The organism is Cellulomonas sp. HD19AZ1 (genome assembly GCF_004535805.1).
Classification (GTDB): domain Bacteria; phylum Actinomycetota; class Actinomycetes; order Actinomycetales; family Cellulomonadaceae; genus Cellulomonas; species Cellulomonas iranensis.
Genome location: NZ_SPHX01000007.1, coordinates 76,424 through 100,511, shown reverse-complemented (window position 1 = coordinate 100,511; position 24,088 = coordinate 76,424). Strand labels below are relative to the sequence as shown.

Here is a 24,088-nt window from a genome sequence, read left to right as displayed (position 1 = left end):
CGGTGCTGGCAGCGTGGACGTCACCCGGGCCGCAGCGGCCCGTACCCGCACGTGAAGGAGTGGACATGGCCCGCGATCTGCCGAAGTACACCGTCCCGTCGCTCACCCCCGAGGACGGCGCGAAGGTGGCGGAGATCCTGCAGGGACGCCTCAACGCGCTCAACGACCTCGCGCTGACCCTCAAGCACATCCACTGGAACGTCGTCGGCCCGCACTTCATCGCGGTGCACGAGATGCTCGACCCGCAGGTCGACGCCGTGCGCCTCATGGTCGACGCGATCGCCGAGCGCATCGCGACGCTCGGCGTCGCGCCCGTCGGCACGCCCGGCGCCCTCGTGAAGGCCCGCACGTGGGACGACTACTCGATCGGCCGCGCCAGCACGACCGAGCACCTCGGCGCGCTCGACGAGGTCTACGTCGGCGTCATCACCGACCACCGCGAGGCCGCCGCCGCGACGGAGGAGCTCGACACCGTCACCAACGACCTGCTGGTCGGGCACCTGCACGAGCTCGAGCTGTTCCACTGGTTCGTCCGCGCGCACCTCGAGTCCTCGGGCGGCGCGCTGTCGACCGACGGCGAGAGCACCGAGGAAGGCGCGGCGCAGGCCGCCGCGTCGGCCGCTCGCACGGCACCGTGACGGCACGGCACCGCTCGGCGGCGCCGCCCACCGCAGCTCCCGTCCCCGCCCGGGCCACGACGCCCGGCGGGGACGGCCTGCGTACGGGCCGCGTCACGCCACCCCTGGAGAACCCCGACGGCTCGCCCGTGCGGCGCCCGCACCTCGCGGCACGCCTCGAGGACAGGTTCGACGCCGCGCTCGCGGGCGTGCTGCGCCGCCGCGGCTGGACGGTGCGCATCGTCGGCTTCGTGGGCTACGGCACCGCGGGGCGTGTGCGCGTGCTCGCGCGCACGCTGCTCGCGTCCCCGCAGGTGCACGAGCGCGACCTGCCCGACGCGGGCGGTGCGGCGCAGGCCGGCGAGCGTCCCGCGCCCTCGGTGCGCGGGTGGCGGTCGTTCTTCACGGCGTCGGTCGCCGGTGCACGCGTCGAGGTGACCGTCGGCGGCCGCACGCACCGCCTCACGACCGACCGCGGCGGGTACCTGGACGCCGTGGTCGAGGCCGACCTCGCGCCCGGGTGGCACGACGTCACCCTGACGTCGATCGACGACGCGCGCACGACCGCACGCGTGGTGGTCGTCGGGCCCGAGCCCACCGTCGGGATCGTCAGCGACGTCGACGACACCGTCATGGTCACGCGACTGCCACGTCCGCTGGTCGCGGCGTGGAACCAGTTCGTGCGGCACGAGAACGCGCGCGAGGCCGTGCCCGGCATGGCGCGGCTCTACCGCGAGCTGCGCGCGACGCGCCCCGACTCCCCCGTGGTGTACCTGTCGACCGGGGCGTGGAACGCCGCGCCCGCGATCGGCCGCTTCCTGCGCCGGCACGACTACCCCGCCGGTCCGCTGCTGCTGACGGACTGGGGCCCCACCAACACGGGCGTGTTCCGCAGCGGGCAGCGGCACAAGGTCACGCAGCTGCGGCGGCTGTTCGCCGAGCTGCCGCAGGTGCGCTGGCTGCTCGTGGGCGACGACGGCCAGCACGACCCGCAGATCTACGCAGGCGCCGTCGAGCACCACCGCGACCGCGTCGCGGGCGTGCTGATCCGGCAGCTCACGGCCGCCGAGCACGTGCTGTCGCACGGTCTGCCCGGGGCGACGGCGCAGCAGGAGGAGTCCGAGGAGAGCGCCGACGCCCCGGGGGTCGTGCTGCTGCAGGGGGCCGACGGCGAGGAACTGCTGGCCCGGGCGCGCGAGGCAGGGCTGGTGGACTGACCTCGGCCGACGAGCCGTGGACCCGCGGGGGCCGACCGACGAGGTCGGCCCCCGCGGGTGCGTCAGAGGCGCTGCGGGTCGTCCCAGTCGTCGCTCGAGGCGATGGCCTCGTCGTCCGGTCCGAGCTCGGACGCGCGCAGCGAGCGCGGTGCGCGTGCGGCGTCGCCCCCGGACCGGGCGTCGGCGGCGTCGAGGTCGGCGTCGGCGGGCTGCCGCTCGGCGATGCGCTGGAGCGCGGGGTCGGAGGCCAGGTCGCGCGCACGGTTCGAGGTCATGCACCGGTTCTACCCCGAGGGTGACGGCGCGCGCACCCGGTGGGGCGGTCCGCGCCCGCGTGTCGGCCGCGGACGTCCGCGTGTCGGACGCGCGCCAGGGACGTCCGACCCCGGCACGCGGCGCGAGCGCGGCGAATCGTTTCGTGCCCTTCGGGCCGTCGAAGCGCATCGATAGCGTGACGCGCGGACCCCGGCCCCGGCGACGCGGCCCGGTCCGTCCCCGCCGGGCCCGCCGGCGGCGACCGCCACCGTCGCGGCACGGCCGCGCCACGGCCGCCGTCGTCGCGCCACGCGAAGGAGCAGCGGATGCGCGTCCCACCCTTGATCGCCCCCCTCGCCGCGGCCGGGGCCGCGGTCGCCCTCGCCGCGGGAGCCCTCACCACCGGCGTCGTCACCGCGGCGCCCGCCGCGGCCGCCACCGGGTACACGTGGGGCAACGTGCAGATCGGCGGCGGCGGGTTCGTGCCCGGCATCGTCTACAACCAGGGCGAGAAGGACCTCGTCTACGCCCGCACCGACATCGGCGGCGCCTACCGTCTCGACCCGACGACGCGGCGCTGGATCCCGCTGCTCGACCACGTCGGCTGGGACGAGTGGGGGCACACGGGCGTCCTGTCGCTCGCGACCGACGCGCGCGACCCCGACCGCGTCTACGCCGCCGTCGGCACCTACACCAACGACTGGGACCCGCAGAACGGCGCGATCCTGCGCTCGGCGGACCGCGGCGAGACGTGGCAGCGCACGATGCTGCCGTTCAAGGTCGGCGGCAACATGCCCGGGCGCGGCATGGGCGAGCGCCTGCAGATCGACCCCAACGACAACCGCGTGCTGTACCTCGGCACCGAGAACGGGCACGGCCTGTGGCGCTCGACCGACCGCGGCGTCACGTGGTCCGAGGTCACGAGCTTCCCCAACCCGGGCAACTACGCGCAGGACCCGACGTCGGACAACTCCTACCTCACGCAGAACCAGGGCGTGGTGTGGGTGACGTTCGACCCGACGAGCGGCACGGCGGGCTCCCCGACGCGCACGATCTACGTGGGCGTGGCGGACAAGGAGAACAACGTCTACCGCTCGACCGACGCGGGCGCGACGTGGCAGCGCGTGCCCGGCCAGCCCACCGGGTACCTGCCGCACAAGGGCGTGTTCGACGCGCGGGGCAAGCAGCTCTACGTCGCGACGTCCGACACGGGTGGCCCGTACGACGGCGGCAAGGGGCAGGTCTCGCGGTTCGACGCGACGACGGGCACCTGGACGGACGTCTCGCCCTTGCCGCTGTCGTCGTCGGACCTCTACTACGGGTTCTCGGGCCTGACGATCGACCGTCAGGACCCCGACACGATCATGGTCGCGACCCAGGTCTCGTGGTGGCCGGACGTCATCTTCTTCCGCTCGACCGACCGCGGCGCGTCGTGGACCCGGATCTGGGACTGGGCGTCGTACCCCGAGCGCTCGCTGCGGTACTCGATGGACGTGTCGGCGACGCCGTGGCTCACGATGGGCCGCACGCAGGCCGTGCCGCCCGAGCCGCTCGTCAAGCTCGGCTGGATGACCGAGTCGTTCGAGATCGATCCGTTCGACTCCGACCGGTTCCTCTACGGCACGGGCGCCACGGTGTACGGGTCGGACAACCTCACCGACTGGGACACCGGGGGCACGGTCGACATCGAGGTCCGTGCGCTCGGCATCGAGGAGACCGCGGTGCTCGACCTCGCGGCACCCCCGGGTGCGGTCGAGCTCTACTCCGGGCTGGGCGACCTCGGCGGGTTCGTGCACACCGACATCGACGAGGTGCCGGACAGCATCTACACGCAGCCCGTGCACGGCTCGGTGACGGGCGTCGACTTCGCCGAGAGCAAGCCGTCCACGGTCGTGCGCGTGGGCTACGCCGTCGACGGCGAGGTCGAGTCGCACATCGCGGTCAGCACGACGTCCGGGTCGACGTGGTGGGCGGGCCAGGAGCCCGCGGGCGTCACGAAGTCCGGCACCGTCGCGGTGTCCGCGGACGGTGCGCGCATCGTCTGGAGCCCCGAGGGCACGGGCGTGCACGTGTCGACGACCCTCGGGTCGACGTGGACGCCGTCCACCGGGGTCCCGGCGCAGGCGCAGGTCGAGGCCGACCGCGTGAGCCCGACGACGTTCTACGCCTACTCCGCGGGGCGGTTCTACGTGTCGACGGACGGCGGCGCGACGTTCGCGCAGTCCGCCGCGACCGGTTTCCCCGCCGAGGGCAACGTGCGGTTCGGCGCGGTCCCGGGCAAGCAGGGCCACGTGTGGCTCGCGGCCGAGGACGGGCTGTACCGCTCGACCGACGCCGGTGCGACGTTCGCGCAGGTGCCCGGCTTCGAGGACGGCGGCGCGGTCGGCTTCGGCAAGGCCGCGCCCGGCGCGTCCTACCCCGCGATCTACACGACGTCGCTCTACCAGGGCGTGCGGGGCTTCTTCCGCTCGACCGACGGGGGCGCGACGTGGGTGCGCATCAACGACGACGAGCACCGGTACGCGTGGACGGGCGCCGCCATCACGGGCGACCCGGACGTGTTCGGGCGCGTGTACGTCGGGACGAACGGCCGCGGGATCGTCGTGGGCGAGTCGGACGGCACCGTGCCGTCACCCACGCCGACACCGTCGCCGACCTCGACGGCCACGCCGACCCCCACCCCGACGCCCACGCCCACGCCCACCGTGACGCCCACGACGACACCCACGGTCACCCCGACCCCGACGGCGAGCCCGACGCCCACGAACCCGGCCGCGTCGTGCGCGGTGCGGTACACGGCGTCGAGCTGGAACACCGGGTTCACGGCGAGCGTGCGCCTCACGCACGCCGGCGCCGCTCCGCTGCAGGGCTGGACGCTGCGGCTGACGTACGCGCACGGCGAGCAGCTGCAGCAGGGCTGGAGCGCGACGTGGTCGCAGCAGGGCGCCGTCGTGACGGCCACGAACGCCGCGTGGAACGGCGCGCTCGCACCGGGGGCGTCGGTCGACGTGGGCTTCAACGGCACGCACACCGGCACCGCCGCGGCCCCGACGGCGGCGACGCTGAACGGCACCGCGTGCACGCTGTCCTGACGAGGTCCGGCCGGACGGACCCCGGCCGCTGACCCCGCGCCCCCGGTGGGTGGCGTCCGGCATCCGGGCGCCACCCACCGGTGCGTCGACGCCCACCGACAGGCCCGCGAGGGCGTCGTCGCACGTCACGTCGTCGCACGTCACACGGGTGACGTGTGACCAAGGTCCCACGAGACAAACATCACATGACTGGCCGGTGGATCTGTCTCGACGTCGACCTAGCATCGCGACCGTGGCACCCGTTCGCAGCAGCACGGCCGACGTCGACGCCCTCCTCGTGGGAGGGGGCGTCATGAGCGCGACCCTTGCGTCGCTCCTCACGACGCTCGAGCCCACGTGGCGCGTCGAGATCCACGAGCGCCTGGACGCCCCGGCGCTCGAGAGCTCCAACCCGTGGAACAACGCGGGCACCGGGCACGCCGCGCTCTGCGAGCTGAACTACACGCCCGAGCGGCCCGACGGCTCGGTCGACATCAGCAAGGCCGTGCGGATCAACGAGCAGTACGAGCTCTCGCGCGAGCTGTGGCACCACCTCGCCGCCGCGGGCCGCCTGCCCGGCGCCGAGCGCGCGGTCACGACCACGCCGCACATGTCGTTCGTCCGCGGTGCGAAGGACGTCGAGCACCTGCGCAAGCGGTGGGAGGCGCTGCGCGCCCACCGGCTGTTCGCCGACCTCGAGTTCACGACCGACCCGGCGGTCATCGAGCGCTGGGCTCCGCTGCTCATGGCGGACCGCACCGACGACGAGCCCGTCGCCGCCACGCGCGCCGCCTGGGGCACCGACGTCGACTTCGGCTCGATCACCCGCGCGATGCTCGCGGACGCCGTGACCCGTGGCGCCGAGCTGCGCACCAGCAGCGAGGTCACGCGCCTCAAGCGCCTGCGCGACGGCCGGTGGCGCGTCACGATCGCCGACCGCCGGTGGAACGGGCGCCCGCCGCGCACCGTGACGGCGCGCTTCGTCTTCGTCGGCGCGGGCGGCGGGGCGCTGCACCTGCTGCAGCGCTCGCGCATCAAGGAGATCCGCGGGTACGCGGGCTTCCCCATCAGCGGGCAGTTCCTGCGTACGACCAACCCGGAGATCGTCGCGCAGCACGGCGCCAAGGTCTACGGCAAGGCCGCCGTCGGCGCACCGCCGATGTCCGTGCCGCACCTCGACGCCCGCGTCGTCGACGGCGGCAACGCGCTGATGTTCGGCCCGTACGCGGGCTGGAGCATGAAGTTCCTCAAGCGCGGCTCGTGGACCGACCTGCTGCGCTCGGTGCGTCCGGGCAACCTCGTCCCGATGCTCGCGGTCGGCCTGCGCAACCTCGACCTGCTGACGTACCTGATCCGCGAGGTGACGGCGAGCGACGCCGACCGGCTGCGCGCGCTGCGCGCCTACATGCCGTCGGCGCACCCGCGCGACTGGGAGCTCGTGACCGCCGGCCAGCGCGTGCAGGTCATCAAGCGCGGCCCCGGCGGCGGCGTGCTCGAGTTCGGCACCGAGCTCGTCGCGTCGGCCGACGGCTCCATCGCGGGCCTGCTGGGCGCCTCCCCCGGTGCGTCGACCGCGGTGGCGACCATGCTCGACCTGCTGGACCGCTGCTTCCCCGAGCAGGCGGACGCCTGGCGCCCGCGGCTGCAGCAGATCATGCCGAGCCTCGGCGGCGCCGCGTGGGACACCGCGCTGGACCAGCTGGTCGACGACGGGACGCTCACCGGCGGACACTGAGTCCGTGACGACGCACGACACGCAGCCCGACCCGTACCCCGACGACCTGCCGGTCGCCGTCAGCGCGCCCATGCGGCACGCGAAGGTGCGCGCCTTCACCGACCACACGACCGTCGGCCAGGTCGTCGTCGACGACGACGGCGCGGTGACCATCGGGTGCGCGTGCGGCATGACGCTGACGAACGGGCCCGGGTGGTCGCTCGACGAGCACATCCGGCTGCACCGGGCCGAGGCGCGGTTCCTCGCGCTCTCGGCGGTCGCGCCCGAGGGCATCCCGCGACTCGTCGCCGCCGCGGACGTCCCGCAGCAGCACTGAGCCCGGCGCGCCCGCCGCGGCACCGACCGCCGCGGGCGGGTCGTCGGCGGCCTCGCGCGCGGCGACGCGCGCCTGCACCTCGGGGCGGCGCAGCGGCGGCACGGTCGCCGGCGGGCGTCGTCGCTCGGGCAGCGCGTCCAGCAGGTGCGCCGTGATGTGCGCGATCTCCGCGACCGCACGCTCGAACGGCTCGCGCGTCGCGTCCGAGAGCTGCTGCACACCCGTCACCTTGCGGACGTACTGGCGTGCGGCGGCCTCGATCTCGTCGTCGGTGGCGTGCGGCTCGAGGCCGCGCAGGGTCGTGATGTTGCGGCACATGCCGCTCGACGCTACGCCCGGCCCGCGCCGCCGTCGAGACCCGCGGCCGCCCGCTCGAGCGCGAGCAGGGTCGCCTTGGCGGCGTCGCCGCCCGCGTACCGCCCGGGCGTGCCGTCGGACCGCACCACGCGGTGGCACGGCAGCAGCAGCGGCACGGGGTTGCGCGCGCACGCCGTCCCCACGGCGCGCACGGCGGCGGGGCGCCCGGTCGCGGCCGCGACCTGCGCGTACGAGGCCGTCGCGCCGTACGGCACGTCGGGCAGCGACAGCACGACCTCGCGGCGGAAGCCGGTGAGCAGGCGCAGGTCCACCGGCACGTCGAACGTGCGGCGCCGGCCGCCGAAGTACTCGTCGAGCTCGCGCAGCACCGGGTCGAGCCGCCGCCCGCCGGCGAGGACGCGGGGGCTGACGCGTGCGGCGAGCTCCTGCAGCGCGGCGTCGTGCCCCTGCACGTCGAACGCGACGCGCAGCACGCCGCGCTCGCCCGCCGCGACCAGCAGCGACCCGACGGGCGAGTCGACCACGCGGTACGCGACGTCGAGCAGGCCGTCGCGCGCGGCGCGCTCGACGAGGTCGGCGTGCAGCCGCGCGAGGGTGCGGCCGTCGGGCTCCGCCGCGGGCGCGGCCTGCGGTGCGGTGGTCATCGTGCGTCCTCCTCGTCCGTGACGGCGGCGCCGTAGGTGCGGCGCAGCGTGGCGACCCCGTCGGCCCCGGCGCGGCGCGCGGCCGCGTCGGTGCCACCGACCAGCGCCGCGACGTCGGTGTACGGCAGGCCGCCCAGGTGGTGCAGCACGACGACGCGCCGCTGCTTGGCGGGCAGCGCGGCGACCGCGCGCCACAGGTCGAGGTCGCGCGCGCCCGGCTCGTCGGCGCGCGCGACGAGCGCCGTGCCCGTGGTCAGCGCGGGGTCCTCGACCGGGACGGCGTGCCGTGCCCGCCGCCGCAGCTCGTCGAGGCAGCGACGGCGCGCGATCGTCACGAGCCACGCCTCGACGTTCGCGTCGGCGGGCAGCTCGGGCCACGCGCGCAGCGCCGACAGGAACGTCTCCGACCACGCGTCGTCGGCGTCGCGGCCCGCGAGCATGGCCCGGCACACGCGCAGCACGGTCGGGCCGTGCACGCGCACGACGTCCTCGAACGGTCCGGTCATCCCCACAGTGTGCAGACGTCGCCGCAGCACCGGGCGTGAGGTGGGCCCTCCGTCCCTCGCACGATCCCCGAAGGAGGCGCATCGTGGAGAGAGGACGGGCCGACCGACGTCCGTCCACGGAGGTGGTCCTCATGCGGACCGACGGACCGGTCCTGGTGGCTCTCGCGCACTCGGCACGCAGCGAGCACACGCTCGCGTGGGCGACGGCCGAGGCGGTACGACGCGGCACCGAGCTGCGGCTCGTGGCCGTCGTCGATCCCGTGTCCGAGGTGACGGCGTGGTCGTGGGCGGTGGTCCCGCCCGCGGTCGACGTGCACGCCGAGGCGAGGTCGTACCTCACCGACCTCGCGGACCGGGTGCGGGCGCGACCCGACGCGCCCCCCGGCGTGACGTTCGAGGTGCTCGACGGCTCGCCCGCCGACGCGTTGCGCCGCGTGTCCGAACGCGCGTCGCTCGTCGTGGTGGGCGCAGGCTCCCGCGGCGGCGGGCACGTCGCACGCGTCGCCGCTCAGGTCGCGGCGCACGCACGCTGCCCGGTGGCGGTGGTGCGGGACGCCCCGACCCACGGGGCGGACGGCGCGCCCGCTCCCGTCGTGGTCGGGGTCGACGGGTCGGCGGCCGCGATCGCGGCAGCGCACGTCGCCGCCGACGAGGCCGCGGAGCGCGGTGCCGCGCTGCGGCTCGTGCACGCACGCCCGACGATCCCCGCCCCGTACGGGCCCGTGCCCGTCGAGCTGCCGCCCGCCGACGACGCACCGGCACGGCGCGCCGCGGACGAGCTCGTCGCACGCCTGCGCGCGCGCCACCCCGACCTCGAGGTCGACGTGCGGCTCGTCGAGGACGACCCCGCGCACGCGATCGTGGCGGCGTGCGGCGACGCGCAGCTGGTCGTCGTGGGGTCGCGCGGGCTCGGGGCGTTCCCCGGCATGCTCCTGGGCTCGGTGAGCCACGACGTCGTGCGCGACGCGCCGTGCACCGTGCTGGTCGTGCACGGCGCGGAGGTGCCCGCCGCGTAGCACGGGCGCGTCCGTGGGGTGCGGCGGCGCCGCACCCCACGGACGGCCGTCACGCCGAGGCGCGTCGCCGTACCGCGACGAACGCGGCACCGGCCGCGAGCAGCACGACGCCGGCACCGAGCGGTAGCAGGACGCCCGCACCGGTGACCGCCAGGGCACCCGCTGCCGTGACGGTGAGCGGCGCCTGGGCGAGCACGTCGCCCCGCGCGTCGCGCACCTGCACGTGGTGCAGCCCCGTCGGCAGGTCCGTCGGGACGGTCACCGTGAGCGTCGCGCCGCCGTCGACGAGGTCGGCGACGGCGAGCCGCCGGTAGGTCGACGCGATCCCGACCTCGGCCTGCGCGCCCGGCACGCCTGCGACCGTGACGGTGAGACGGTCGCCCGCGCGGGCCGTGGCGGCCGACAGCGTGACGCGCGGCGACGCCGCCCCGTCCGGGCCCGCCGTGGGCGCGGGTGCGGCGGTCCCGGTCGGCGACGGCACCGGCGTCGTGGGCGTCGGTGCCGGCGTCGGGGCCGCCACGAGGCCGTCGAGCGCACCGCGCAGCGCGGCCACGGCACCGTCCACGGTGGCCTGGTGCGGCGTCGGCGACCCGAGCACGAACGCCGCCCGTGCGAGGGCCGCGTCGAGGGCCGCGAGCGAGTCCGCCGTGAACGCGTCGCGCCGGACGCCGTCGGCCTCCGCCACGAGTGCGGCGAGCGGCGCGGTGTCGGCCTCGACGGCCGGCTCGACCGCGACGAGCTGGACGTCGTCGATCGTGCCCCACGCGCCGCCGCTGAGGTTCAGCTGCGCCGAGACTGTCACCTGCCGGTCGGCGCCCACGCTGATCGGCGCGGTCTGCGGCGTCTGCCACGCGAGGTACCCGTCGAGGCGGAAGTCGGCCGTGACGGTCGAGATCCCCGACTGGGCCTCGATCCGCATCGTGTCGGTCGCGCCGGCGTTCCCGCCCTGGACCTTCGCGGACAGGCGGTACTCGCCGGGCGGCACGTCGGTGACGGTCTGCCCGATCGTGAACGCGAACGGGTTCGCGGAGTAGAAGTGCGTCGAGCGCGTGCCCTCGTACGGGTCCTCGGCACGCCCGATCGTGTACCCGGTGCCGGTGCCGGTCCAGGACGCGGCGCCGGCCTCGAAACCGGGGTTGCGCACGAGGTTCGTGCCCGAGGTCGCGTCCGACAGCACGACGACGTCGACCGCGGCCGGGTGGCCCCCCGAGGTGACACCGGTGAAGACGTACGACCCCGGCCCGCCGATCCACGCGCCGTCGCCCTGCCACGTGACCTGCTGCGTCTCGGACGTGCCGTCGGTGTACCCGACCTCGACCTCGGCAGGCAGCGTCACGGCCTCGCCGTCGACGACGGTGACGCGGGGACGCTGCACGGCGTCGAGCTGCCGCGGCGCGACCGAGCCCGTGCGCGCGTACTCGTAGACGCGCAGCGACTCCAGGGGCGTGCCGTCGAACGCGAACAGCGCCTGGTTGTCCCAGCCGGAGCCGCCGAAGTCGTCGGCCCACTCCCCCTCGGGCAGGCGCCCGTCAGGGTCGTAGAACTCCTGCGAGTAGGTCGTCGCCCAGCCCGACCCGTGCTGCTGCCAGAGGTCCCAGCTGGCCTCGACCTGGTCGGGCGGCCCGACCGGGAGCCACGCGGGCTCCCAGTAGAACGTGCCGAGGCCGCGGCCGCCCGACACGTCCGCGACGGCCTGCATGACGTCACGCACCGCGAGGGCCTGGCCCTGCACCGAGGCAGCGTACTGCGTCGGCGCCGTGCGCACGGAGTTCGGGTAACCGTCACCGTCCTCGAGCGTGTACGCCCAGGACGTCTCGGCGACCGCGACCTCCTTGTCGTAGGTCGCCGCGACCTGGTCGAGGACCGCGGTGAGGTTCGCGAGCGAACCGTGCCAGAACGCGTAGTACGACGACAGGAACACGTCGTAGTCGACGCCGCGCCGGTCGAGCTCGCGTGCGACGGCGGCGTACTGCCCCGCGCGGTCGGGGTTGGTGAAGTGGACGGCGACCTTGACGTCCGGGCCGAGCGCGTCCCGCACGGCCCGCGAGCCGGCCTGGAACAGACCCGCCGTGCGGTCCCAGCCGCTCTCGCCCGCGACCTGGCCGTTGGTGGTCTCGTTGCCGACCTGCACCATGCCGACGTCGACGCCCGCGTCGCGCATCGTGCGCAGCGTCTGCGCGGTGTAGTCGTACAGCGCCTGCTCACGGTCCGGCAGGGCCAGGCCGCGCCACGCGCGGGGCGACGGCTGCTGGCCGGGGTGCGCCCAGAAGTCCGCGTAGTGGAAGTTGACGAGCACGCGCATCCCGGCGGCGGTCGCGCGGCGGCCGATCTCGGTCGCCCGCGCGGCGTCGACGTTGCCGGCGCCGTAGCCCTTCGTGGCGTCGGTGCTGAGGAACGGCTCGTTCCACACGCGGACGCGGACCCAGTTGACGCCGTGGTCGGCGAGCACGGCGAACAGGTCGGCCTCGCGGCCCTCGTCGTCCTTGAACGTGACGCCGCTCTCCTCCAGGGACAGGACGGTCGACACGTCGACGCCGTTGATCCAGCCGTCGCGCATCCCGTCGACGCGGGGCACGGTGATGCCGGCGGCGACGGGCCCGTCAGGTGCCGCGCCCGCGGTGCCGGCCAGCCCGGCGACGGCCAGGACGGCCGTGAGGACGGTCGCGGTGACCGCTCCCGGTCGTGGACGTGATCTCATCTGCACTCCCCTTCGAGTGGTGGTCGGCCTTCGAGTGGTGGTCGGACCGCGGCGCCACGGACGCCGCGGGTGGTGCAGGTCGCGCGGGCGGCGCTCGGCGAGCCGGCGTCAGCCCTTGACGGAGCCGGCCGACAGCCCGCCGACGATGTACCGCTGCAACGACAGGAACAGCGCGAGCACGGGCAGCGAGCCGACCGTCGCACCGGCCGCGAACAGGCCCCACCGCGACGTGAGCTGGTTCGACACCCACTGGTACATGCCCACGGCGAGCGTCCAGTTGCCCTCGCCGGTGAGAACGATCTTCGCGAGGATGAAGTCGCCGAACGCCGAGATGAACGCGAGCAGCCCGACGACCGCGAGGATCGGCGTGACCAGCGGCATCACGAGCCGCCAGTAGATCTGCGCGTGCGTCGCGCCGTCGATCTTCGCGGCCTCGTCGATCTCCATGGGCACGGTGTTGAAGAACCCGTACATGAGGAACGTGTTCGCGCCGAGCGCGCCACCCAGGTACACGCAGATCAGCGCGAGCTTGGAGTTGACCCCCAGCGCGGGCACGACCTCCCCCAGCGCGACGAGCAGCAGGAAGACGGCGACGAACGCGACGGTCTGCGGGAACATCTGGATGATGAGCAGGGCCGTCAGCGAGGTGCGCCGCCCGCGGAACCTGAAGCGTGAGAACGCGTAGGCCGCCGCCGCGCCCATGAGCACGGCGCCGAGCGCCGCGGCACCACCGATCAGCAGCGTGTTGCCCGCCCACGTCCAGTACAGCGTGCCGCCCAGCGCGCGGTAGTTCTCGACGCCGACCGAGCGGAACAACGCACCCGACCCGGCGAGCGACCCGCGCCGGTCGAGCGACGCCGACAGCGCGTAGACCAGCGGGAACGCGGCGTAGAACACGATGACGACGGCGACGGGGTACTTCCACCCGACCTCCGCCCACCAGCGGGCGCGGCGCGCGCGGGTGCGACGCTCGACGGGGACCTCAGAGGTGGCCACGGCTACATCTCCTCCAGCTTGCGGGTCTGCCGGAACGCGAGCGCCGAGACGACGCCGATGACGACGAACACGACGATCGACAGCGCGCTCGCGAGCCCGTAGTCGGCGCGTCCGCCGGACACCCCGGAGATCTGGTAGATCGCCGAGATGAGGATGTCGGTCGAGCCCATCGGGACGCTCGCGCCACGGAACGCCGGGCCCCCGCCCGTGAGCATGAAGATGATCGTGAAGTTGTTGAAGTTGAACGCGAACGACGCGATCGCCAGCGGTGCGGTCGACACCAGCAGCAGCGGCAGCGTGATGGAGCGGAACTGCCGCCACCGGCCGGCGCCGTCGACGCGGGCGGCCTCGAGCGTCTCCGACGGCACGGCCTGCAGCGCACCCGTGGTGACGAGGAACCAGTACGGGTAGCTGAGCCACAGGTTGACCCAGAGGATCGCGAGCTTCGCGAGCCACGGGTCGCCCAGCCAGTTGACGTCCGCCCCGAGCAGGAACCACTCGTTGACGACGCCGAACTCGGCGTTGAGCATGCCGCGCCACAGCAGCGCGGACATGAACGCCGGGAACGCGTACGGGAGGATGAAGACCGTCCGCAGGACCTTGCGCCCGCGGACGCGGGGGTCGTTGTAGATCATCGCGAACAGCAGCCCGAGCCCGAAGCTCGTGAGCACGGTGAGGATCGCGAACGCGAAGGTCCACACGCCGACCTGGAGCAGCGGACCGGCGTACGCGCGGTCGGTGAACGCCCGCACGAAGTTGTCGAACCCGACGTTGACGTACCACCCCGCGGCGAGGCGGTCGCCGTCCGCGCTGACGAAGTTCCCGCGGTCGTCGGGTGCGTAGACCGCGCCCGTCGCGGTGTCGGTGAGCGTGCGCGCGGCCGCGTCCCACACGAGGTCCGAGGTGTAGACCGCGGCCGTCGCGCCCTCGCGCGTGCGCAGCGACCCGTCCTCGGCGTCGTCCGAGACCGGCACCCGCAGGCTCACGACCCGCTGCTGCAGGTCGGCGTCGGTGAACAGCGTGGCCCGCGGCACGACCTCCCAGCCCGGGACGTGCGTGGGCACGCCCCGGTCGTCGAGCGCGGCCCCCGGCACCGGGCTCAGGGGGTCGTCGGCCGTGCCGACCCGCACCTCGCCGTCCTGCGACACGGCGAACCCCAGGACGTCGCCGTCGCGCACGACCGCCAGCGGGTAGGTGGGCGAGTCGTCGGCGCGCCGCTCGTCCTGGATCAGCGCTGCGTCGACCGCCTGCTGCATCGAGCCCAGGTGCCCCGTGCCGTAGTTCGTGAACGCGACGTAGCCCGTGTAGAGCAGCGTGAAGACCTGGAACACCGCGAGGAACACCAGGCCCGGGTACAGGTACTTCAGCGGGCGGGTCCGCCGCGCGAAGTAGATCCAGTCGGCTGCGGCGAGCAGCACGACGAGCACGCCGAGGACCACCCACGAGCGCGCGTGGTACGCGGACAGGACCGCCGCACCGCCCACCGCGTTGACCACCATCATGAGCAGGAGCTTCACCAGGAAGCCCCACCCCGGGCCGCGCCAGTCGCGCGCGGCGGACTCTCGCGGCGCGACGGAGGCGCTCCCGGGGCGCTCCGCGCCCGGCTGACCGACGGACATCTGTGCTCCTCGTGTCGACGACCTGGGCGGGGGCGGGGCGCGGTGGCGCCCCGCCCCCGGGTGGGTGGGTGTCAGTCGGCGATCGCGGACTCGATGTTGGCGACCATGGTGGTCCAGGTCGCCGCCGGGTCCTCACCGTTGATCAGGGCGATCTGCGCGGGGTTCCAGAAGTCCCACACGGCCCCCATCTCGGGGATGTTCGGCATCGGCACGCCGTTCTGCGCCGACGCGAGGAAGCCCGCGATGACCGGGTCGTCGGCCACCGACTCGGCGACCGCCGTGAGCGCAGGGATGCGCGGGTCGGCCTCGTACAGCGCCTGCTGCGCCTCGTCGCTCGCGACGTAGCTCGCGAGGAACTCGTTCGCGAGCAGCGCGTTCTTCGACTGCGCCGACAGGTAGAAGCCCTGCACGCCGACGAACGGCGACGCGGTCTGCCCGCCCGCGGACGGGATCGGGCTCACGAGCACGTCGACGCCCGCGTCACGGAACGTCGGGATGGTCCACGGCCCCTGCACGATGAACGGCGACTGACCCGTCGCGAACAGCTCGTTGCTGATGTCGTAGTCGATCGTGTCGGTGAAGTAGCCGGTGCCGGCCTTGCCGTTGTCGTGGATCCACTGCGCGTACGCGAGCCCCGCGTCACCGCCGAGCCCGACCTCGCTGGTGTACGACCCGGACTCGTCCTGCACGAAGACGGGTGCCCCGAACGACGTCTGGAACGCGTACGACGTGTACATGTCGCCCTCGGCACCGTTGGTGTAGAGGATGAACGGGCGCTCCGCGAACCCGGCGTCGGTCGCCATGCGGATCATCTCGTCCCACGTCGTGGGGGCCGTCGACCCGACGAGCGCCGTGTTCTGGATGAGCGCGACGGCCTCCTGCGCGTACGGCAGCGCGTACAGCTGGCCGTCGTACGTGAACGCGTCGAGCGTGACCTGCTCGAAGTCCGCCGCGCGGTCGCCGAGGTCGATCGTGTCGACCACGCCGGACTCGACGAGCTCGCCGAGCCAGTCGTGCGCGCCGACCGTGATGTCGGGGCCCTCACCGGTCGGCACCTGCGCGAGGAAGTCGGCGCGCAGGTCCTCGAAGTTCTTCTGCACGACCGTGACGGTCGCGCCGCTGTCGGCCTCGAAGCTCGCGGCCGCGTTCTTGATGGCCTCCGCCCGCTCGGCGTCGGACCAGATCACGAGCTCGGGACCGCCGCCGCCCGTCCCTGCGGTCGGTGAGGCGTCACCGTCGGACGACGAGGGCGTGCCGCTGCACGCGGCGAGGAGGGCGGCCGACGCGACCACGGCGACGCCGAGCGCGAGGTGCTTGCGCATCTGAGTTCCTTCCGGGGAGGGGCCGCCGCGCGCGTCGTGGAGCGATCGCGACGCTGCGACCTCGGTGGTGTGCTGGTCCGCCGTCCCGACGGGACGGCGGTGCGTGCTCGTGGGTGCTGCGTGCGGCCGGGCGGCCGCACGACGCGCGCGGGTCAGCGACCACCCCCCTGCGCGTCGCGAGCGGTGCGGAACACCGCGACGTCCCCCGCGCCGACCTGCGCGACACCGGCGGCGACCGCGTCGGTGAGCAGCTCGGTGCCCTGGACGTCGACCTTCACGGCCTCGTCGCGGTGGTTGACGACGACGACGTAGTCGGCGTCCTCGGCGCGGCGCGTCACGACCTCGAGGCCCTCGGGTCGCCCGGGCGGCACGACGCCCGCGTCGGCGTACACGGCCGCGAGCACGGGTGCGAGCGCGTCGACGCCGAGCGCCGTGCTCACGTACCAGCCCGTGCCGCTCCCCCGCGCGTGCCGCGTCACGGCGGGCATCCCGTCCGCCGGGCCGCCGCGGTACGTGCCGCGCACCTGCGCACCGTCCAGCACGAGGTGCTCGGTCCACGTGTCGGTGCCCACCGCCGTGCCGTCGAGCGCGACCTCGCAGGTCTCGCCCTCGCGCAGCGGCAGGAACTCCTCGACCGCGACCCCGAGCGCGGCGCGCAGCGGCGCTCCGAAACCGCCCTCGTGCACCGCGTCGTGCTCGTCCACCACGCCCGCGAAGCACGACACCAGCAGCGTGCCGCCGTCCTCGACGTACCGCGTGAGGTTCTCCCCCGCCGCCGCCGTCAGCAGGTACGACGCGGGCGCCACCACCAGGCGGTAGCGCGAGAGGTCGTCGAGCGGGTGCGCGAAGTCGACCGTCACGCCGTCGCGCCACAGCCGCTCGTAGTAGGTGCGCACGCGCTCGCGGAACCCGAGCGCGTCCGACGGGCGCCACTCGAGGTCCTGCGCCCACAGGGACTCCCAGTCGTACAGGACGGCGACGTCGGCGTGCACGCGCGACCCCCGGAGCTCGGCGACGCGTGCGAGCCGCGCACCGAGGTCGACGACCTCGGTGAACACGCGGGACGTCGTGCCGGCGTGCGGCAGCATCGCCGAGTGGAACTTCTCGGCGCCCGAGCGGGACGCGCGCCACTGGAAGAACATGATCCCGTCCGCGCCGCGGCCGAGGTGCGTGAACGCGTTGCGGTGCATCTCGCCGGGCCGCTTGGCGACGTTGCGCCCCTGCCAGTTGACGGCCGACGTCGAGTGCTCCATGAGGATCCACGGCCGCCCGCGGGCGACCGACCGGGTGAGGTCGGCCGACAGCGCCAGGCCGACGTGCGCGTCGGGGTCGGGCGACCACAGGTAGTGGTCGTCGGAGACGACGTCGACCTCCCGGGCCCACGCCCACAGGTCGGTGTTGTACGACTGGTGCGCCATGAAGTTCGTCGTGATCGGCTGCGCGGCGTGCGCGCGGATCGCGTCGCGCTCGAGGCGGAAGCACGCGCGCAGCTGGTCGTCGGTGAACCGCGCGAAGTCGAGGCGCTGCGCGGGGTTGGCCGTCGACGCGGTGGCGGCGGGGGCACCGACGTGCTCCCAGTCGCGGTACACCTGGCCCCAGAACGCCGTCCCCCACGCGGCGTTGAGCGCGTCGAGGCTGCCGTGGCGCTCGCGGAGCCAGTCGCGGAACGCCGCGACTGACGCGGGCGAGTAGTCCTCGCCCACGGGTGCGCCGTACTCGTTGTGCACGTGCCACAGCACGACGGCGGGGTGGTCGGCGTAGCGGCGCGCGAGCTCGGTCGCGACGCGGACCGCGGCGGCGCGGTAGGCGGGCGAGCTGGGCGACACCATGCCGCGCGACCCGAAGCCGAGGGTCGTGCCGTCGCGGGTCACGACGCGCGACTCGGGGTAGGTCGCGTAGAACCAGGCCGGCGGCGACGCGGTGGGCGTGCCGAGGTCGACGGCGATGCCGTTGCGGTGCAGCAGGTCGAGCAGGTCGTCGAGCCAGGCGAAGTCGTACTCGCCCTCGCGGGGCTCGAGCAGGCCCCACGAGAAGATGCCGACGCTGACGAGGTTGACGCCCGCGTCGCGCATGAGCGCGACGTCGTCGTCCCACACGTGGCGCGGCCACTGCTCGGGGTTGTAGTCGCCGCCGTAGGAGATCCCCTCCGTCGGCCAGCCGAGCTCTGCCACGTGACCCTCCGTCGCGTCGTCGCGCCCGCGCCCTGTGCACGGTCACAGCCTGTGAACGTGCACAGGTAATCACGCGGGCACGCGCCCCCACAGGGGGGTCGGGGCATCGTTATCCGACTGTGACCGTGCACAGGACGCGGTCCGAGATCCCGGCCGCACGCGCCGCGCCGCGTCTAGAGTCGACATCCGTGGACACCACGACCTCCGCCCGACGCCGCCCCACCATCCGTGACGTGGCCGCGGCCGCCGGCGTCTCGCGCGGCACGGTGTCCCGCGTCATCAACGGCGGCCACTGGGTGTCCCCCGAGGCCCGCGAGGCCGTCGAGCGCGCGATCGCCGAGACCGGCTACCGCGCCAACCAGCACGCCCGGTCGCTCGTCACCGGCCGCAGCAACTCCCTCGCGTTCCTGCTGACCGAGCCGCACCACCTGCTCTTCGCCGACCCGACGTTCTCGATCCTGCTGCGCGGCGCCGCCGAGGCGCTCAGCGAGCGCGGCATGACGCTCATCCTGCTCGTGGCCGGCACGCCCGACGAGCGCGAGAACGTCGCGCAGTACGTGGGCGCCGGGCACGTCGACGGCGTCCTGCTCATCTCCTCGCACGCCGACGACCCCCTGCTCGACACGCTCGTCGAGCAGGGCATCCCGACCGTCGCGTGCGGCATCCCGCTCGGGCACGCCGACCAGGTCGGCTCGGTGTCCGTCGACGAGCAGGCCGGCGCCCGCGCGATGGTCGCGCACCTGCGCGCGCAGGGCCGCCGGCGCATCGCGACGATCACCGGCCCGCTCGACACGCCCGGCGGCCGCCTGCGGCTCGAGGGCTACCGCACCGAGCTCGGCGACGCCTACGACGAGCGGTACGTCGTGCACGGCGACTACACCGCCGAGTCCGGGGCCGCGGGCATGGACGTGCTGCTCGACCGCGTCCCCGACGTCGACGCGGTGTTCGCGGCGTCCGACCTCATGGCCGCCGGCGCGCTCGGCGTGCTGCGCCGGCGCGGCCTGCGGGTGCCCGACGACGTGGCCGTGGGCGGCTTCGACGACTCGGGCCTCGCCGCGACGCTCGACCCGCCGCTGACGACCATGCACCAGCCGTTCGACCGCATCAGCGCGGCGATGGTCGCGATGCTGCTCGACGTCGTCGGGGGCGCACCGCACACCGCCGTGACCATGCCCGCCGAGCTCGTGCGGCGCGCGAGCACCTGACGCGCCGGCGCGCGGGCCCGTGCCGGCGCCGGGGTCGGCCGCGCCGCCCCGGCACCCGGCCTCAGCTCGCGCGGCCCCGCAGGAACGCGCGCATGCGCTCCTTGCCGACCGCCGCGATCGCGCTGAGCGGGATGCCGGCCGGGCACACGACCGCGCACTCGCCGAACGTCGAGCACGGGCCGAAGTCGTGCTCCATCTGGTCGACCATCGCGACCGCGCGCGCCCCGCGCTGCTGCCGCGTCTGCGGGAGCGCCGCGAGGTGCGTCAGCTTGGCGCCCGTGAACAGCGACGCCGACCCGTTGGGGCACGCCGCGACGCACGCACCGCACCCGATGCAGGCGGCGAAGTCGAGGGCCATCTCGGCCGTCTCGTAGCTCACGCGCGTCGTGTCCGCGTCGGGCGCCGTACCCGCGTCCACCGCGACGTGCCCACCGGCCTGGATCACGCGGTCGAGCGCCGAGCGGTCCACCACGAGGTCCTTGACCACGGGGAACGCGGCCGAGCGCAGCGGCTCGAGACGCACGACCTCGCCGTCGGCGAACGACCGCACGTGCTGCTCGCACGACGGCGTGTTCGCCTGCGGACCGTGCGGGCGGCCGTCGACGTTGACGCCGCAGCACCCGCAGATGCCCTCACGGCAGTCGGACTCGAACGCGACGGGTTCGCGGCCCTGCTCGACGAGCTGGTCGTTGAGCCGGTCGAGCAGCTCGAGCAGCGTCATCTCGGCCGTCGCGTCGGCGACCTCGTACGTCTCGAACGCGCCGGGCGACGCGGCGTCCCGCTGCCGCCAGACCTCCAGGGTGAGCTTCACGCGTAGTTCCTCGTCTGCAGCGGCACGGCCTGGAACGTCAGCGGTTCGTCGTGCCGCACGAACCGCGCGTCGGGGGCGTCGGGCGCCGGGGACTCCCACGCCGAGACGCGGCACCACGTGGTGTCGTCGCGCAGCGCCTCGCCGTCAGGGGTCTGGTGGTCGGCGCGGAAGTGCGCGCCGCAGCTCTCGTCGCGGTCGAGCCCGTCGACGCACAGCAGCTCGGCCATCTCGAGGTAGTCGGCGACGCGACCGGCGCGCTCGAGCTCCTGGTTGAGCTCGGCGCCCTCGCCGAGCACGCGTACGTCGCGCCAGAACTCCTCGCGCAGCGCACGGATCTCGGCGATCCCCTGCGCGAGGCCCTCGGGCGTGCGGGTGACGCCGGCGTACCGGTAGAGGATCTCGCCGAGGCGGCGGTGGAACCGGTCCGGGCCCTGCGTGCCGCCGGTCGACAGCAGACGCTCGGTGCGGGCACGCACGGCCTCGACCGCGTCCAGCACGGCCGGGTCGTCGTGCGGCAGCACGGGCGCGCCGAGCAGCGGCGCGAGGTAGCCGGGCACCGCGTACGGCAGCGTGAACCAGCCGTCGACGCACGCCGAGAGCAGCGAGTTCGCGCCGAGCCGGTTGGCGCCGTGGTAGCCCCAGCCGACCTCTCCCCCGACGAACAGCCCGGGGACCGACGTCATCATGTCGTAGTCCGACCACAGGCCGCCCATCGCGAAGTGCGCACCGGGCGCGATGCGCATCGGAGTGCTCAGCGGGTCGTCGCCCGTGGCCTGCTCGTACATGTGGAACAGGTTCGAGTACCGCGCGACCACCGTCTCGCGGCCGAGCCGCGCGATCGCGTCGGCGAAGTCGAGGTAGACGGCGTTCTTCAGCGGGCCGACGCCGAACCCGGCGTCGATGCGCTCGCGTGCGGCCCGCGACGCCACGTCGCGCGGCGTGAGGTTGCCGAACGTCGGGTAACGCCGCTCGAGGTAGTAGTCGCGCTCGTCCTCGGGGATCGCCTCCGGCGCGCGGTCGTCGTCGGCGCGCGCCGGCACCCAGATGCGCCCGTCGTTGCGCAGCGACTCCGACATGAGGATCGTCTTGGACTGCCACTGGCTCATGAGGGGCAGCGCCGTGGGGTGGAACTGGATGAACGCCGGGTTGGCGAAGTACGCACCGCGCCGGTGGGCGCGCCACGCGGCGGTCGCGTTCGAGTTCTTCGCGAGCGTCGACTTGCAGTAGATGTTGCCGTAGCCGCCCGTGGCCAGCACGACCGCGTGCGCCGTGACCGCGCGCACCTCACCCGTGACGAGGTCGCGCACGACGATCCCCTGCGCGCGCCCGTCGGCGACGACCAGGTCGAGCATCTCTTGACGCGTGTGCAGCGTGACCGTGCCGCGGGCCACCTGGCGCAGCAGCGCGTTGGCGCCGGCGACCTGGAGCTGCTGCCCCGTCTGCCCGCGTGTGTAGTAGGTGCGCGAGACCTGCACGCCGCCGAACGAGCGCGTCGCGAGCGCGCCGCCGTACTCGCGCGCGAAGGGCGCGCCGATGGCGTTCATGTGGTCGATGACGCGCACCGACTCCTGGCCGAGCCGGTAGGCGTCGGCCTCGCGGCCCCGGAAGTCGCCTCCCTTGACGGTGTCCTTGACGAACCGGTGCACCGAGTCGTTGTCGACCTTGCGCGCGCGCGCCGCGTTGATGCCGCCCTGCGCGGCGACCGAGTGCGCGCGCCGCGGCGCGTCGTGGATCGTGAAGCACTCGACGTCGTACCCGAGCTCGCCGAGCGCCGCCGCGGCGCCCGCGCCCGCCAGGCCCGTGCCGACGACGATCACGGTGAACTTGCGCCGGTTGGCCGGTGCCACGAGCGGGTAGTGCAGCCGCCGGTCGTCCCACGCCTGCTCGGCGGGCACGTCGGGCACGCGTCCGTCGACCGGCGCACCGACCGTGCGCACGTCGTCGGGCGTGCAGGACGCGGCGTCCGCGCGGGTGGTGGTCGGGTCCGTCACGGTGTCCTCCGGGGTCACGACACGAGTCCCGTCAGCACCGCGACCGGGATGAGCAGGTTGCCCACGAGCACGAGCAGCCCCACGATCCCCGCGACCGCGGCGCCCGTGGCGCGCAGCCGGCGGCCCGTGGCGCCGAGGTCGTTGACGACGCTCCACAGGCCGTGCGCGAGGTGCAGGAACAGCGTGCCGATCGCGAGCATGTAGAACGCCGCGACGACGGGACGCTGGAACGAGTGCACGAGGTTGGCGTACGCGCTGCCGTGCACGAACTCGGCGCTCGCGGCGGGCTGCGTGCCCGTCGTCAGGTCGAGGACGTGGAACACGACGAAGAACAGCAGCACGGCACCGGTCACGAGCATGCTGCGCGCCTGGAAGCTGCGGAACGTGCGCATGCCCTGGCGCCGGTGCGGCCCGCGCGCGACACGCGCCCGGCGGCGCAGCACGACGGCCGCCCACACGTGCGCCACGAGGCTGAGCGTGAGCACGGCACGGAAGATCCAGATGAACCAGCCGTGCGGCACGAGCGGCGCCAGCAGGTCGCGCTGCAGCCAGTGCGCGTAGGCGTCGAACTCCTCGGGGCCGAGGAAGACCTTGAGGTTCCCGACGAGGTGGAACACGACGAACACGCCGAAGACCGTGCCGGTCACCGCCATGACGACCTTGAGGACCCAGGTCGCCGGCACCGGCGGCCGGGTGGTCGCGGGCCGGGCCACCGCGGGGACGCGGTCGGGCTCGGGGCGCGCGCTGGTGGGTGATCCCGCCACTGCTGACCTCCGTGTCACGGACGCCTCGTGAGGGCGGGCGCCCAGCGGCACGACCCTCCCACTCCCCCTGCACCGGCTGGTGGGACCGGAGTCCCTCGCTGGGACGGGGGTCCTGGGTGCGTCGGGGCTGGGCGTGGAGGTGACGTGCCGACCTCGGGCGAGCGACGGCACGCGTGCCGCTAGGTTCCGTTATCTTCGATCCGACCTGCACGGCGCGCCTGTCCCGACCCGTCGTGACGCCGGTGCACCGCACGCGCGGACCGGGCGCCGACCGACCGCCGGGCAGCCGGGCCTGTCCACGGGGCCGACGCCGCTCCCCCCACGGGCGCCTAGGCTGCTGCGGTGCCGATGACCGTCGAGACCCGCACCCCCGCCGACCTCACCCCCACCGAGCTGTACGCGCTCCTGCGCCTGCGCGTCGACGTGTTCGTCGTCGAGCAGGCGTGCCCCTACCCCGAGCTCGACGGTCGTGACCTGCTGCCCGGCACGCGGCACGTGTGGGCGCACGAGGACGGCGAGCTGCTCGGCACCGTGCGCGTGCTCGACGCCGACGGCGACCGGCCGGTGATCGGTCGCGTCGCGACCGCGCCGGTCGCGCGCGGCCGCGGCGTCGCCGGGGCGCTCATCGAGCACGCGATCGGGCTGTGCCCCGCGGGCGCACCGATCGAGCTGCACGGGCAGGCCCACCTCGAGCGGTGGTACGAGCGCTTCGGGTTCGTCCGCACGGGCGACACGTACGACGAGGACGGCATCCCGCACGTGCCGATGGTGCGCACTCCCCCGGCGCGCTGACTCCTGCGGCCCGTGGCGTGCGGT

Annotated in this window: 19 protein-coding genes and 1 pseudogene; 8 read left to right on the top strand and 12 right to left on the bottom strand. The window is 74.4% G+C overall.

Features of this window, described 5'->3' with window-relative positions; genetic code table 11:
• Positions 1–65 precede the first annotated feature (65 nt).
• Together E4A51_RS15570 and E4A51_RS15565 are read left to right on the top strand one after the other, a co-directional pair.
• Positions 66–638 (top strand): Dps family protein, encoded by a 573-nt coding sequence (locus E4A51_RS15570; protein ID WP_046528424.1) that lies wholly within the window; start codon positions 66–68, stop codon positions 636–638.
• Positions 635–1,834 carry an App1 family protein gene (locus tag E4A51_RS15565; RefSeq protein WP_134852307.1) on the top strand — a complete coding sequence of 400 codons (1,200 nt, stop codon included), beginning with the start codon at positions 635–637 and terminating at the stop codon, positions 1,832–1,834. Before E4A51_RS15570 ends, E4A51_RS15565 begins: the two co-directional genes overlap by 4 nt.
• A gap of 62 nt (positions 1,835–1,896) precedes the next feature.
• On the opposite strand, the gene E4A51_RS15560 is transcribed toward E4A51_RS15565, so the two are convergent.
• Entirely contained in the window at positions 1,897–2,109 is a 213-nt protein-coding gene (locus tag E4A51_RS15560; RefSeq protein ID WP_046528425.1) for a hypothetical protein, read from the bottom strand.
• A 306-nt stretch (positions 2,110–2,415) separates the two neighbouring features.
• On the opposite strand from E4A51_RS15560, the gene E4A51_RS15555 reads away from it, so the two are divergent.
• The 3 genes from E4A51_RS15555 to E4A51_RS15545 all read left to right on the top strand — a co-directional run bounded on the left by E4A51_RS15555 (position 2,416) and on the right by E4A51_RS15545 (position 7,211).
• Positions 2,416–5,181 carry a cellulose-binding domain-containing protein gene (locus E4A51_RS15555; protein WP_134852306.1) on the top strand — a complete coding sequence of 922 codons (2,766 nt, stop codon included), beginning with the start codon at positions 2,416–2,418 and terminating at the stop codon, positions 5,179–5,181.
• A 232-nt stretch (positions 5,182–5,413) separates the two neighbouring features.
• On the top strand, positions 5,414–6,895 hold the full coding sequence (mqo, locus tag E4A51_RS15550; RefSeq protein ID WP_226239341.1) for a malate dehydrogenase (quinone): 1,482 nt from the start codon (positions 5,414–5,416) through the stop codon (positions 6,893–6,895).
• Between the two features lie 4 nt (positions 6,896–6,899).
• A complete protein-coding gene (locus E4A51_RS15545; protein ID WP_082740202.1) occupies positions 6,900–7,211 on the top strand; it encodes a hypothetical protein in 312 nt (103 codons plus the stop codon).
• A gap of 48 nt (positions 7,212–7,259) precedes the next feature.
• Here the strand turns inward: E4A51_RS15545 and E4A51_RS15540 are convergent.
• From E4A51_RS15540 to E4A51_RS15530, 3 genes and pseudogenes are all read right to left on the bottom strand, one after another.
• Positions 7,260–7,529 (bottom strand): annotated as a pseudogene (locus E4A51_RS15540) (DUF2277 domain-containing protein); the annotation flags it as partial.
• An 11-nt stretch (positions 7,530–7,540) separates the two neighbouring features.
• Positions 7,541–8,173, bottom strand: coding sequence for a methylated-DNA--[protein]-cysteine S-methyltransferase (locus E4A51_RS15535; RefSeq protein WP_134852305.1), 633 nt, complete (start codon positions 8,171–8,173; stop codon positions 7,541–7,543).
• Entirely contained in the window at positions 8,170–8,679 is a 510-nt protein-coding gene (locus E4A51_RS15530; protein ID WP_070320263.1) for an RNA polymerase sigma factor, read from the bottom strand. The genes E4A51_RS15535 and E4A51_RS15530 overlap by 4 nt, the downstream gene beginning before the upstream one ends.
• A 131-nt stretch (positions 8,680–8,810) precedes the next feature.
• Here E4A51_RS15530 and E4A51_RS15525 point away from each other — a divergent pair, with 131 nt between their 5' ends.
• The gene (locus tag E4A51_RS15525) at positions 8,811–9,695 is read left to right on the top strand and encodes a universal stress protein (RefSeq protein WP_134852304.1); all 885 of its coding nucleotides are present in this window, start codon (positions 8,811–8,813) and stop codon (positions 9,693–9,695) included.
• A gap of 49 nt (positions 9,696–9,744) precedes the next feature.
• Here the strand turns inward: E4A51_RS15525 and E4A51_RS18440 are convergent, their stop codons facing one another.
• From E4A51_RS18440 to E4A51_RS15500, 5 genes are all read right to left on the bottom strand, one after another.
• Positions 9,745–12,393, bottom strand: coding sequence for a glycosyl hydrolase 53 family protein (locus tag E4A51_RS18440; protein ID WP_167748942.1), 2,649 nt, complete (start codon positions 12,391–12,393; stop codon positions 9,745–9,747).
• Positions 12,394–12,501: 108 nt separating this feature from the next.
• Positions 12,502–13,389 (bottom strand): sugar ABC transporter permease, encoded by an 888-nt coding sequence (locus E4A51_RS15515; RefSeq protein WP_070320260.1) that lies wholly within the window; start codon positions 13,387–13,389, stop codon positions 12,502–12,504.
• A 2-nt stretch (positions 13,390–13,391) separates the two neighbouring features.
• Positions 13,392–15,008, bottom strand: a complete 1,617-nt coding sequence (locus tag E4A51_RS15510) for an ABC transporter permease subunit (protein WP_134852303.1) — start codon at positions 15,006–15,008, stop codon at positions 13,392–13,394.
• Between the two features lie 71 nt (positions 15,009–15,079).
• Entirely contained in the window at positions 15,080–16,330 is a 1,251-nt protein-coding gene (locus E4A51_RS15505) for a maltose ABC transporter substrate-binding protein (RefSeq protein WP_070320258.1), read from the bottom strand.
• Positions 16,331–16,482: 152 nt separating this feature from the next.
• Positions 16,483–18,501 carry a beta-galactosidase gene (locus E4A51_RS15500; protein ID WP_134852302.1) on the bottom strand — a complete coding sequence of 673 codons (2,019 nt, stop codon included), beginning with the start codon at positions 18,499–18,501 and terminating at the stop codon, positions 16,483–16,485.
• Between the two features lie 188 nt (positions 18,502–18,689).
• Between E4A51_RS15500 and E4A51_RS15495 the strand changes: the two genes are divergently transcribed.
• Positions 18,690–19,706, top strand: a complete 1,017-nt coding sequence (locus tag E4A51_RS15495) for a LacI family DNA-binding transcriptional regulator (RefSeq protein ID WP_046528434.1) — start codon at positions 18,690–18,692, stop codon at positions 19,704–19,706.
• A gap of 61 nt (positions 19,707–19,767) precedes the next feature.
• Here the strand turns inward: E4A51_RS15495 and E4A51_RS15490 are convergent, their stop codons facing one another.
• Genes E4A51_RS15490 through E4A51_RS15480 form a run of 3 tightly spaced genes read right to left on the bottom strand, consistent with a single transcriptional unit; the run spans position 19,768 to position 23,272 of the window.
• The gene (locus tag E4A51_RS15490; protein WP_070320255.1) at positions 19,768–20,517 is read right to left on the bottom strand and encodes a succinate dehydrogenase/fumarate reductase iron-sulfur subunit; all 750 of its coding nucleotides are present in this window, start codon (positions 20,515–20,517) and stop codon (positions 19,768–19,770) included.
• Complete coding sequence (locus tag E4A51_RS15485; RefSeq protein ID WP_134852301.1) at positions 20,514–22,508, bottom strand: fumarate reductase/succinate dehydrogenase flavoprotein subunit; 1,995 nt, start codon at positions 22,506–22,508, stop codon at positions 20,514–20,516. Before E4A51_RS15485 ends, E4A51_RS15490 begins: the two co-directional genes overlap by 4 nt.
• A gap of 14 nt (positions 22,509–22,522) precedes the next feature.
• Complete coding sequence (locus E4A51_RS15480; protein ID WP_134852300.1) at positions 22,523–23,272, bottom strand: succinate dehydrogenase cytochrome b subunit; 750 nt, start codon at positions 23,270–23,272, stop codon at positions 22,523–22,525.
• A gap of 348 nt (positions 23,273–23,620) precedes the next feature.
• Between E4A51_RS15480 and E4A51_RS15475 the strand changes: the two genes are divergently transcribed.
• Entirely contained in the window at positions 23,621–24,064 is a 444-nt protein-coding gene (locus E4A51_RS15475) for a GNAT family N-acetyltransferase (protein WP_134852427.1), read from the top strand.
• The last annotated feature ends 24 nt before the right edge of the window (positions 24,065–24,088 follow it).